Source organism: Vibrio sp. 1F279 (genome assembly GCF_041439815.1).
In the GTDB taxonomy this organism is placed as follows: domain Bacteria; phylum Pseudomonadota; class Gammaproteobacteria; order Enterobacterales; family Vibrionaceae; genus Vibrio; species Vibrio tasmaniensis_A.
This window is the reverse complement of sequence record NZ_JBGOOU010000008.1, coordinates 18,909-31,446: the sequence shown is the minus strand read 5'-3', so window position 1 is coordinate 31,446 and position 12,538 is coordinate 18,909. Positions and strand designations below refer to the sequence as shown.

Genomic DNA, 12,538 nt, shown 5'->3' with positions numbered 1-12,538 from the left:
TTTTTGTGGAAACTTGTTTATTGTTTTACTTAAACCAGAGCGTTGTAACGATCTAGTCCAGCTTCTAGATCCGCAATCAGGTCATCGACGTCTTCTAAGCCGATATGAACGCGTATCAAGGTTCCTTCGAAGTTAGGGTTCGCTACCGTTCTCAAGCTATTAAAGCTGCTCGGTTCGTTCGCTAGAATCAAACTTTCAAATCCACCCCATGAGTAACCCATACTAAAGTGCGTCATACCATCAAGCAGAGCAGTCGTTGCTTTTGTGTTTGAGTTCTTAAGAACGAAAGAGAACAAACCATTACCGCCAGTGAAGTCTCGTTTGAAGAATTCATGACCGGGACAAGACTCAAGGGCAGGGTGACGAACATGGTCAACCTCAGGGCGTGTTTCTAACCACTTTGCTACTTTTAGGCTGCTTTCAGCATGTTGGCGAAGTCGAACGTCAAGAGTGCGAATACCGCGAAGACCAAGATAAGCGTCATCTGGAGATACGCACTGTCCCATCAAGTAACTCTGCTCTCTTAGTTGATCCCAACATTTTTCGTTGGCTACTGCAGTTCCTAGCATCACATCAGAGTGACCAACAATGTATTTAGTCGCCGCTTGAATTGAGATGTCGACGCCAAAATCGAACGGTGAGAAGTTAACACCAGCCGCCCACGTGTTATCAAGCATTACAATGATGTCATGTTCATGAGCAATACGTGCGAGTGTTGGGATGTCTTGAACTTCCAAGGTGACTGAGCCCGGAGACTCAGTAAATAGAACCTTAGTATTTGGCTTAATAAGGTCTTGGATATTTTCACCGATCGTTGGCTCGTAGTAAGTGGTCTCTACACCCATCTTTTTCATTATGGTGTCACAGAAATCACGAGTGGGTTCGTAACAGGTATCGACCATCAGAATATGGTCACCTGTTTCAACAAAAGAGAGGATGGCATTAGAGATGGCTGCCGTACCACAAGGGTAAAGTGCGCAACCTGCACCACCTTCAACTTCAACCATTGCATCTTGAAATGCGAAATGAGTCGTGGTGCCACGGCGTCCGTAGAAAAGTGTCTTGTTAGCGCGGTTAATGGTCGCTTTGCGTTTCTCTTCTACTGTGTTGAACACGACAGTTGAAGCGCGTTGTACTGGTGGGTTAACGACACCATTAGTCCACTTCTTATCACGACCTGCAGTGATCAGTTTAGTGGTTTTGTTCTCGGACATGCTGTGAATTCCTTATCAATCGGTTATGTCCTATTTAAAACATGCCAATAGCATTCAAAGCAAGAGCTGAGGGGGAGTTTTTATGCTTTTCTTTCGCTTTTTAACCTTTCACGTCGTTTATCGTGAAAGGTTTAAAATCCGATAGTCGGAGAGTGATGAGCCGCGGTGGACGCATTGATGGAATTAAAGCAGCGGGTTGAATAAGTAAAACAACCTTTCGAAGAAGCGGTTGCGTAGGTTTCTCTGCTCCCATTGCTCCAATTCCACTGGATGAGATGATTCAATATAGGATTGCTGCAAATCAAACAGTTGCTTGGTGAAGTGCACATCATCAACGGCTAGCGTTACTTCGAAGTTAAGCCATAGGCTGCGCATGTCGATATTGACCGTTCCGATTAAGCAAAACTCTTCATCAATCACTACCGATTTGGTGTGAAGAAGCCCGCCGTAAAACTCATATATCTTCACTCCGGCTTCAAGCAGTTCGGTATAGAAGGCGCGAGAAGCCCATTTAACCATTAATGAATCGTTGTTATGTGGAATGATTAATTCTACGCTGACACCACGTTGTGCCGTCATTTTGAGTGTTTCTAATAAGTCGGCACTCGGTACAAAGTAGGGTGTTGTAATACGAACTGAATGGTTTGCTTGATTAATCGCAATAGTAAGAACTTGCAGAATCAAATACTCCGGCATGCCCGGGCCTGATGGCACTACTTGAACTGGATGATGCGTCATTATTTCTTCAACTGGACACTCTGGTAAATCAGGAAGAATGCGTTCACCTGTTTCCACTTCCCAATCCCAACCATGGATTGCTGACAACACGTTAACGGTTGGTCCAGTGACGCGAACCATGACATCAATCCATTGGCCGACACCTGAGCTCTGTTTGAAATGAGCTGGATCTACCATATTCATTGATCCGGTATAGGCGATGGACTCATCAATCACGATGATCTTCCGGTGCTGCCTTAGATCTAGACGGCGTAAGAAAATACGCCAAGGACTAACCTCTAATGCTTGGACAACGTGAACGCCAGCGTCTTTCATCATTGAACGCCAGTGACTTTTGAAAAAGCGCGGGCTACCTGCAGAATCGAGTAAAACTTTAACATCGACACCACGTTTTGCTGCTCGAATAAGTGCGGAAGCAACGGAGTCAGTTAAGCCGCCGGGGTGCCAAATATAGAAAACCATTTTGATACTAGTCTGGGCGTTTTCTATATCTTCGATAATTGCGTGTAGAATCTCATTAGGAGAAGCCTGCAGTGAAAGTGTGTTTCCGCTGAGCGCTGGAATGCCCATCCGATTGTTACAAAGCTCATCAATTTTGTGGATAGGCGAGCCGACTTTACCTGGAAGGTGGACTTGGCAATCATTTAATTGGCGGAACCAATCACCAAAAGGCGTAAACATGCGATGTGCCCGCTCAGCCCTCTTTCTACCAAGATTTAGCTCTCCGAAAAGGAAGTAACAAGCGACGCCAACAATAGGGATAATGTAGATAACCATCAACCATGCGAGAGAAACGCTGACAGAGCGTCGTTTTAGTACGACACGAAAAGTCACACCGGCGACAAGGACCCAGTATAAAGCGACAGAAGCTAAAGTTAAAAAATGGTAGAGCTTTTCCACATTGAATACTCGAAAAAAGAGACACTTAGATAGTAATGCTATTTTACGGATATGGGAATTTAAGGAATCAACTATTTACAAAATAGAGCAAAAGCTGTAAACAGGTTAAAGTTGTTAAGTTTTAGTTAACTTAAGACGAATGCAATTGTTTTGTATGAAAAACCGGCATTTAACCATAAAGATTCACATTGATAACGAAATATATACGGTTCGGGCTTCCAATTATATTCTTAAACTGGTTTACTTGCTAGATAACGAGCGTCAATCAAATCTTTTAATGGTGTAAATTATTGTATACACCTTATCTTTTAATGACGCCACACAAAGCAAAATACAACATCACATAACACAAAAGTTTGGAGTAAACGTGGCTACTAGTAATACAACCACTACACCCCGCGATACCTGGGGTTCGAAATTAGGATTCGTAATGGCTGCAGCAGGTTCTGCTGTTGGCTTAGGTAACATCTGGAAATTCCCATACACAGCAGGTGAAAGTGGCGGCGGTGCATTCGTTGCAATTTATCTGTTTTTTGTAATCTTCATCGGTTTTAGTGTGATGCTGACTGAATTTGCGATTGGCCGTCATACGCAAAAATCAGCAGTAGGTGCATTTAAATCAACTGACCGTCGCTGGACGTTCGCTGGTGTTATTGGCGTAGTCAGTGGTTTACTTATCATGGGTTTCTACCCTGTAGTAGGTGGCTGGTCTATCGCATACATCGGTAAAATTGCTGGTGGTCTACTAGACGCACCTGAAGCAATTGGCGACAGCTTCGGTGGCTTTATCTCAAACCCAGTTCAGCCACTAATGTGGATGGGCCTATACCTACTACTTAACGTTGTCATCGTTATGAAGGGTATTTCTGGCGGTATTGAGAAAGCGGGTAAGATTCTGATGCCACTTCTTTTCATCATCCTTATCGTGGTATCAATCAAAGGCCTAATGCTTCCGGGCGCGATGGCTGGTCTTGAATTCCTATTCAGCCCTGACTTCTCTAAAGTAGACAGCGGTGTAATCCTAGCCGCACTAGGTCAAGCATTCTTCTCACTATCTCTTGGTATGGGTTGTATGTTGACTTACGGTTCTTACCTTAAGAAGAAAGAGAACCTAGTTCAAACTACAGCTATGGTTACGGCGATGGATACAGGCGTTGCTATCCTAGCTGGTGTTGCAATGTTCCCTGCAATGTTCGCATTCGGTATGGAACCTGCAGCAGGTCCTGGTCTAGTATTCGTTGTTGTTCCTCAGCTATTCGCTGAAATGGGCGGCGTAGTTGGTCTTCTATTTGCTCTTATGTTCTTCGTTGGTCTAAGTGTTGCGGCACTGACTTCTTCAGTATCTCTACTTGAAGTTGTTGTTTCGTACCTAATCGATGAGAAAGGCATGAAGCGTGTAACAGCTGTACTGTCTGCAAGTGTCGTAATGGCGATTCTATGTATCTTCGCTTCTCTATCACTTGGCGGTTTCGGTCCAACACTGTTTGGTACTGGTGCATTTGATATCTTCGACTTACTAACGGATAAAATCTTCCTAGCAGTTGGCGGTATGTTGGTATGTATCTTCGCTGGTTGGAGGCTAAATCGTGCTGACCTAGAGAAAGAAATCACTAACGACGGTGAAGTTTCTTTCCCTCTATTTGGTCTATGGTACACACTCGTTAAGTACATCATCCCAGTAGCTATCGCTATCGTAGCGTTCATGGGTATATCTTCTGGCTTCGACAGCGGTAAAGGTGCAATCATGCTACTAGGTATTGGTATCATTGCCGGCTCTGCGCTTATTTCTAAGAAGCTATAATTCTTAGAAACTCTAATCGCAAACTAAAGTTAATTGAGAAGCGGGAGCCATTGGCTCCCGTTTTTTATGCGACGTACTTATTGTTTTTCGAGAAATAAAAACATCGTCCCCTAAAGTTATCCGTGTGGTGGCCGATATATCTTTCGGTTAGGCTATATCGGCCTGTATTTATTTTAGGTAGGTGTTCTGTGAAATTGTCAGTGAGAAAAAAACTATATTTGGGTTTTGGATCTATATTGGCGGTGCTTGTCACGTTAGTAGGGATTGTATCGATAGAAGTGATTGGGGCTCACGAGAGCTCTGATGAAATTAGACTGGATGATGTTCCAGGAACTGTTACCTACCTTATATTGATCGATGAAGCTGGTGATGTTTACCGTGATGCTTTGGGCGCGGTTGTTCAGGGCGGTAATGCGCTCAATGATTATCGAGCTAATAAGACTCAATTTTCTCAAGCAATTGAAGAAGCAAAGCGTTTAGAGAGTAAAGGCTCAGAGGACCATCGTCGTGTTCAGCGAATTGAAGAGCTAATGGGGCGCTTTACTCAAGAGTTTGAATCGAAGCTCGTACCTATGCTTAATGATGAAACTGCATTGTTATCAAATATCCAGCAGCTTCGCTCTTTGTATGAGAGTAATCTTATCCCGATTGAAAATTTGCTTGATCAAGCATCTGAAAGTGAGATTGCTGATACAGAGCGAGCTCTGCTAACACTAACGGATTCGTTTATTACAATCGAACGCACGATTATGGTGTTGACTGCGGTTGCGATTGTGTTTGGCTGTGTAATTGCGTTTGTATTGTCTAGCTCTATTACTAATCGCTTAACTCGTGTAGAGCAAGTTGCACGACGCGTAGCAAATGGTGATCTAACGGCAGGTGACATTGTTGATGATTCTGGTGATGAGTTGGCTGACCTTGCTCAATCGATCAACCAGATGCAAAAGTCATTGGTCGATCTCCTCGGTTCTATCTCATCAGTGACTACCCAAGTTCAATCCGTTACTGGTGAGCTATCATCAATCAGCCACGACATCGTATCTGGCGCCTCTGCTCAAGCAGATAAAGCGACATTGATTGCGACTGCGGCAGAAGAACTAAGCTTAACCATTTCTGAAGTAGCGCAACAAGGTACTTCTACTTATGAAGAAGCGCGCCGCTCAGAAACGTCTGCAGAAGACGGTCGTAAAGTGATCGTGGAGATGGTTGCGAGCATCCAACAAGTGTCTACTCAAATGAGCGACATGTCGTTACAAATGAACACGCTGGGTTCACATGGCGAGCAGATTGGCAGTGTTATCAAGGTAATCGAAGATATCGCAGAACAAACCAACCTCTTGGCTCTGAACGCGGCTATTGAAGCTGCGCGTGCTGGTGAGTTCGGTCGTGGTTTTGCCGTGGTAGCTGATGAAGTACGAGCGCTAGCGGAGAGAACGACTAAAGCAACACAAGAAGTGTCTGGTATCATCCAATCTATTCAATCAGGTACTCAAGAAGCGGTGACTTACACTCAAGACAACTGTCGTTTAGTTGAAATTGGTGTAGAGCAAAGTACAGGGGCGGTATCGGCTCTAGAAGCAATTGTTAGCGGTGCGGGCAACGTACAAAGCATGGTTAACTCAATTGCGACTGCGGCAGAAGAACAGACAGCGGTGACAAAAGAAATCGCAGCGGATATTACGGCAATCAGTGATATCTCTGAACAGTCATTACAGTTAGCGACTCGCAGCTCTGAGAACACATCAGGTTTGAATGCTAAAGTTGCCGAGCTTGAAGGCTTAGTAGGTAAGTTCAAACTTGCTTAGAGCTTAGAGCTTAGAGCTTAGAGCTTAGAGCTTAGAGCTTAGAGCAGGATCATAAGTCTAGAACATAAGCTTAGAGCGAATTGATTAAAGACTTCCCAGTGAAAGTTACCTATTGAAACATAAGCCCAACGATTCAATGTTTATTGAACTCGTTGGGCTTTTTCGTAGCTGGAATCTGGATTCAGACACGGTATACTCCACGTTCTACAATGGAGCTAGCCTTTACATGTTCGACATTCTTCTGAATCACTCTGATTTTTTACTTATAAACAAACATCCAGGCGTCAGCGTCCATAAAGACGATGGTGATACGATGTTATTGCAAGAAGTTGCTAAGGCAATCAATGAGCCGAAGCTATATTTAGTCCATCGTCTCGATAAAATGACGTCAGGAATTCTACTGCTGGCAAAAAATGCCCCGGCAGCGAGTGAGCTTTCACAGTTGTTTGCAAAGCGTGAAGTAGAGAAGTACTACCTTGCGATAGGCTCCAAGAAGCCGAAGAAAAAGCAGGGGCTGATCTCAGGAGATATGGAGCGTTCACGACGCTCAAGCTGGAAGCTGCTGACAACCAAAGAAAACCCAGCGATTACCCAATTTTTATCTGCAACGGCTGAACTCGGTGAGCGTCTACTTTTATGTAAACCCTATACGGGGCGAACTCATCAGATCCGTGTCGCGATGAAGTCCATTGGCTCGGCTATTGTTGGTGATCCTATTTACAATCCATCGAACGAGGCTGACAGAGGCTATCTGCATGCCTTCGCGATTCGATTTACCTATCAATCACAAGCCTACGAATATGTCTGCGATCCAAGAAACCTCGACTCTTTGGGTGAGAAATGGCATCAAGAGATCGTGTCTAATGGTTTAGACAGTTGGCTTGAACCTTGGTCATTAACGTGGCCAAAGCTAAACACTAAGTGAGTGAAATAATGGAAGCATCAGCTTTACCTCTGTTTTTTAGTCATATTGAACAGCAATTGAATGAAGTGCCGAATGAACTACGTCGTATTTTTCACGGGCGTGGCAAGTTTTGGCCCGGCCTAGATCAACTCACTTGTGATTGGGTTGATGGACAGTTATTGGTTAACGTGTTTAAAGAAGTGGACCAATCGTTCTTATCATCTCTAAAGACAGGATTAGTCGACCTCACTAACAAAGATATCTGGCAAGTAAAACAGGGCACAAGCATTGTGCTGCAACACCGTTATGCTGATGGCGCGCCCTCTGAAGTGTTGTGGGGTGAATTGAACGACTCACCAGTCGTGGTTGAACATGGGCTTAAGTACCAACTAGACATTGGCCGCAATCAGAACTTCGGTCTGTTCCTAGACATGCGTAATGGTCGTCAGTGGGTACAAGATAATGCTAAGGATAAGAACGTTCTTAACCTGTTCGCATACACTTGTGGCTTCTCTGTCGCGGCGATTGCGGGTGGCGCTCGACAATGTATGAACGTAGACATGTCTCGCGGATCACTGAATAAAGGCCGTGATAACCACCGCTTGAATGAGCATGACATGCGATCGGTGAACTTCCTTGGCTACGACATCTTTAAGTCGTGGGGAAAAATCAAGAAGGGTGGCCCATACGAGCTGGTTATTATCGATCCGCCTTCGTTCCAAAAAGGCAGCTTTGCACTTACTAAAGACTACAAAAAGATCTTACGTCGTTTGCCTGAGCTTCTAACCGAAGGTGGTGAAGTGATTGCTTGTGTTAACTCACCAGCAGTGTCACCAAACTTCTTGATTGAGGCGATGGCAGAAGAAGCGCCAAGTGTTGAGTTTATCGAGCGTTTAGATAATCCACCTGAATTTGTCGATGTCGACCTCGATTCAAGTTTGAAAGTCCTGAGATTTAAAATTAACGTTTCTGAAGACGCTTAATTTGGAGTAAACAAATATCAACGTTTGAAAGTAAAAAAGCCACTCAAATGAGTGGCTTTTTGGTCTTTAGGTTTCGAAGAAGTTTAAGCTTGTTGTTTCTCTAGCTCAGCTTCTTTCACTTCGTCTTTGATTAGAGAATCAACGATTACCGCACATGCTGCATCACCAGTGATGTTAAGAGCAGTACGAATCATGTCGAAGATACGGTCTAGAGCGAACAACAGAGGTAGACCTTCGATAGGGATACCAGCTGCTAGAAGAACCGCAACCACTAGGAAAGAAGGACCTGGAACTCCTGCTTGACCAACTGCGCCTAGCGTAGAGGTTACGATGATAGCAACGTAAGCGCCCATAGACAGGTCGATGTTGAACAGCTGTGCAAAGAAGATAGCAACCAGGCCGTAGTAAATTGCATTACCAGACATGTTGATCGTCGCACCAAGTGGCAGAACGAATGAAGCCGTAGAGTTGCGAACGCCAAGTTCTTTCTCTACCGTTTCCATTGTTACTGGTAGTGTCGCCATTGAAGATGCTGTTGATAGTGCAACCGCTTGAGGCTTCTTCATTGCCACTAGGAACTTCTTAGCTGAAGTCTTAGTGAAGATTTGAATCATCAGTGGGTAAGCAACAAAGCCGAAGATAAGAATCGCAGCGATGTAAACAATGAACAGCTTGAACACGACCATAAGCGCGCCAAAGCCAAACGTACCTACTGCTTCAGCCATTAGGCCGAATACGCCAAGTGGTGCAATGATCATAACTTTGTTGATCATCCATACCATAGCGTCAACGATAGCATTTACACCGTTGATGATAGGGTCACGTTTCTCTTTTGCTTGTTTAGAAATCGCAATACCAAAGAATAAGCAGAAAACGAGAATTTGCAGAATGTTTGCTTCATTCAGTGATTGGAAAACGTTGGTAGGGATCATGCCAGTGATGGTTGCCCAGAACGTTGGAAGTTCGCCTTTCGCAGCGTATTCTGAAGAGAACATACCTTCAACGCCAGAAACATCGATACCACGACCGGGTTCGAACACTTCACCCATTACAAGCGCTAGTGCCACAGCAAGTGCAGACGTTAGTGCAAAGTAACCCAGTGTTGTTACACCGACTTTACCAGCCGATGAGCTATTACCTAGACCTGCAGCACCTGAAATTAGGGCAACTGCGACTAGAGGAATAACCAGCATCTTGATCAAATTGATGAAGATAGCACCCAGTGGAGCGAACATTGTTGCGCTGTCACCCATCATCGCGCCGACTGCTGTACCGATGATCATTGCAATAACGACTTGAATGCCAATATTGCTTAGTAAACTCTTTTCTTTTAACACTTCCATAACCTCTGTGCTACTAAATATAAAAATCCCAGAATTACTCACCAATGAACGATGTGCCATTGGATAAATATTTCGCGAAGAGTTTTACACGTATCCTTTACATTTATCAATATGAGCAGAGGTGAAAGTCTCCGAAAAACTGGTGGTCTAATGTCATTTGTTGATTTTGCACAACAATGCAATCGTTTGCCTTGGTTTTTTATTGCGATGTTATTTGTTGAATTTATAAAAACCTTTTCGCTGGAGATTTTGTGAATGATTTACAAGCGCTGGTATTGAAAACGTTCCATTAACATTTTGATTTCATTTGCGAGTGTTTTTTGAACGCCTATGTTGGGGTGAATCCACAGCTACGTGTTGTGTGAAATTTAGCCTGAACTATGCTTAAGGTATCTATTTATTACCAAGATGTTACCTCTGCGCTTTAAATAAAACGTCTATCTAGCATCTCAGTTGTAAGGAGAGGGGCTATGACTTTTATATTAAAGTACTTGTTTGTGTTTCTTCTGTTGTTCAGCTCTGTGTTCGCTCAGGCCGATGATGTTTGGGTGATTGAGGTGAACGGAGGGATAGGTCCGGCGACCAGTGATTACCTCACTAGAGAAATAGAACAAGCTCACGATGAGCAAGCAAAGCTCATCATTTTGAAAATGAACACGCCTGGCGGGTTAGATTCGTCGATGCGTGACATTATTCGATCCATCACCACGTCACCGGTTCCGATAGCAACTTGGGTTGGGCCTGCGGGTTCACGTGCTGCGAGCGCGGGGACGTATATCTTGCTAGCCAGCCACATTGCTTCGATGGCGCCCGGAACTAATCTAGGTGCAGCAACACCTGTGTCGCTTGGTGGTGGCAAAGCGCCTGCTAGTCCGTTATCTCCTCAAGACGACGCCAATAAAGATGACAACACGTCAGCGGGTGAGCAAGACGAAACAAAACAAGAGAACTCAGACCAAGTAAAAGCCACCACTGCGATGGAAAAGAAAGTCATCAATGATGCTGCGGCTTACATTGTCAGTTTGGCTAAGCTACACAATCGCAATGAAGAATGGGCAGAAAAAGCGGTAAGAGAAGCGGCGAGTTTAGACTCAGAGAACGCACTGACACTTAACGTGATTGATTTTATTGCCAGCGACCTTCAGCAATTGGTTGAACTGAGTAACGGACGCGTCATCACCATCAACGGGGTCAGTCAGGAAATCCAACTTAGTGATGTTGCTTTTGTCGAGCGAGAACAAGACTGGCGATTTAGTTTGCTGTCAGTGATCACGAACCCGAACGTTGCATATATTTTGATGCTCATCGGTATCTATGGTTTGCTCCTTGAGTTCTATAACCCTGGCGTCGGGCTACCGGGTGTATTGGGGGGGATCTGTCTGTTATTGGCAATGTACTCCTTACAAATGCTGCCGGTGAGTTACGCAGGCCTTGCTTTAATCCTATTGGGAATTGCTTTGATGGTCGTAGAGGCCTTTAGCCCGAGCTTCGGTATTTTCGGTTTGGGCGGCGTCGCTGCGTTTACGCTCGGCTCGATCATGTTGATGGATACCGAAGTGCCGGGTTATCAAATCGCATTGCCGTTAATTATCGGGATCAGTTTGTTCTCTGTTTCCTTTATCGTCGTAACAATATCAATGCTAGTCCGAGTGAGAAACAAACCAGTGACTACGGGGATGGAAGCGGTAGTAGGCGACACTGGCAAAGTGGTAAGCGGTTTCCCCGGTGCGGGGCGTGTGCTAGTCGAAGGTGAGATCTGGCAAGCCAAATGTGCGAGTGAATTGCAAGTGGGGCAGATCATCAGAGTGACCAAGCTGACGGGGCTATCTTTGGATGTTGAAGCGCTGCCCGATGATACATCATCGAAGTCTAGCTAGCGCGACATGCTAGAACAAACTTGATTGAATTATTTATTGCTTAACCATCGTTACCATTAGGGGGCGGTTATGTTTATACACACTATAGGTATTGTCATTGTGCTCGTTATCTTGTTGATAGCCAGCATGTTCAGAGTACTGCGCGAATATGAACGTGCAGTGGTGTTTTTCCTTGGGCGCTTTTACGGTGTGAAAGGGCCGGGGTTGATTATCATCATTCCTTTCATTCAACAAATCGTGCGAGTGGATCTTCGAACTATCGTGTTGGACGTACCGACGCAAGATTTGATCACACGCGATAACGTGTCGGTGAAGGTGAATGCCGTGGTGTATTTCCGAGTGCTTGATCCGAAGATGGCGATCAACAATGTTGAGAATTACCTTGAAGCGACCAGCCAACTTTCACAAACAACGCTGCGTTCGGTGCTTGGGCAACATGAGTTGGACGAGCTGTTGTCTGAGCGAGAAGAGCTCAATAGAGACTTGCAAGCGATACTGGATCAACACACCGATAACTGGGGGATCAAGATTGCCAATGTCGAGATCAAGCATGTTGATCTGGATGACAGTATGGTGCGAGCTCTTGCTAAACAAGCTGAGGCGGAACGTTCTCGTCGAGCTAAGGTAATCCATGCAACAGGGGAACTAGAAGCATCAACCAAGCTGAAAGAGGCTGCAGAGGTTCTTAATCAAGCGCCCAATGCCATTCAATTGCGATATATGCAAACACTAACAGAAGTAGCGAATGAGCGAACTTCCACAATCATATTCCCAATGCCCATCGATCTGGTCGAGAAGATAACCGATCCGATCAAAGCGACGCTCAATGAGGCAGCGATTAAGAAAGCGATGAAAGCCGATGAGTGATTGGCTCAAATGAAGAGCAATAAAAAAGGCTCCACAGTTGTGGAGCCTTTTAGTATTTGAATCGCTGGTTTTATTTTACGACCATTGATTACGAACGTCTATTTAA

9 protein-coding genes are annotated in these 12,538 nt (G+C 44.7%); 6 read left to right on the top strand and 3 right to left on the bottom strand.

Annotated elements, in window-relative coordinates; translation table 11 throughout:
- Positions 1 to 29: 29 nt before the first annotated feature.
- Both ACED60_RS08170 and cls read right to left on the bottom strand, forming a co-directional pair.
- A complete protein-coding gene (locus ACED60_RS08170; protein ID WP_371727293.1) occupies positions 30 to 1,214 on the bottom strand; it encodes a cystathionine beta-lyase in 1,185 nt (394 codons plus the stop codon).
- A gap of 183 nt (positions 1,215 to 1,397) precedes the next feature.
- On the bottom strand, positions 1,398 to 2,852 hold the full coding sequence (gene cls, locus ACED60_RS08165; RefSeq protein WP_012604351.1) for a cardiolipin synthase: 1,455 nt from the start codon (positions 2,850 to 2,852) through the stop codon (positions 1,398 to 1,400).
- 367 nt (positions 2,853 to 3,219) lie between these two features.
- Here cls and ACED60_RS08160 point away from each other — a divergent pair, with 367 nt between their 5' ends.
- The 4 genes from ACED60_RS08160 to ACED60_RS08145 all read left to right on the top strand — a co-directional run bounded on the left by ACED60_RS08160 (position 3,220) and on the right by ACED60_RS08145 (position 8,345).
- Complete coding sequence (locus ACED60_RS08160; RefSeq protein ID WP_012604350.1) at positions 3,220 to 4,653, top strand: sodium-dependent transporter; 1,434 nt, start codon at positions 3,220 to 3,222, stop codon at positions 4,651 to 4,653.
- A gap of 188 nt (positions 4,654 to 4,841) precedes the next feature.
- On the top strand, positions 4,842 to 6,458 hold the full coding sequence (locus ACED60_RS08155; RefSeq protein WP_009848765.1) for a methyl-accepting chemotaxis protein: 1,617 nt from the start codon (positions 4,842 to 4,844) through the stop codon (positions 6,456 to 6,458).
- Between the two features lie 226 nt (positions 6,459 to 6,684).
- Complete coding sequence (locus ACED60_RS08150; protein ID WP_371727292.1) at positions 6,685 to 7,383, top strand: TIGR01621 family pseudouridine synthase; 699 nt, start codon at positions 6,685 to 6,687, stop codon at positions 7,381 to 7,383.
- Between the two features lie 8 nt (positions 7,384 to 7,391).
- On the top strand, positions 7,392 to 8,345 hold the full coding sequence (locus tag ACED60_RS08145; protein ID WP_371727291.1) for a class I SAM-dependent methyltransferase: 954 nt from the start codon (positions 7,392 to 7,394) through the stop codon (positions 8,343 to 8,345).
- Positions 8,346 to 8,428: 83 nt separating this feature from the next.
- Here the strand turns inward: ACED60_RS08145 and ACED60_RS08140 are convergent, their stop codons facing one another.
- Positions 8,429 to 9,748 (bottom strand): dicarboxylate/amino acid:cation symporter, encoded by a 1,320-nt coding sequence (locus ACED60_RS08140; protein ID WP_012604345.1) that lies wholly within the window; start codon positions 9,746 to 9,748, stop codon positions 8,429 to 8,431.
- 410 nt (positions 9,749 to 10,158) lie between these two features.
- On the opposite strand from ACED60_RS08140, the gene ACED60_RS08135 reads away from it, so the two are divergent.
- On the top strand, positions 10,159 to 11,565 hold the full coding sequence (locus ACED60_RS08135; RefSeq protein WP_371727290.1) for a nodulation protein NfeD: 1,407 nt from the start codon (positions 10,159 to 10,161) through the stop codon (positions 11,563 to 11,565).
- A gap of 69 nt (positions 11,566 to 11,634) precedes the next feature.
- Positions 11,635 to 12,432, top strand: coding sequence for a slipin family protein (locus tag ACED60_RS08130; protein ID WP_004729804.1), 798 nt, complete (start codon positions 11,635 to 11,637; stop codon positions 12,430 to 12,432).
- Positions 12,433 to 12,538: the final 106 nt, after the last annotated feature.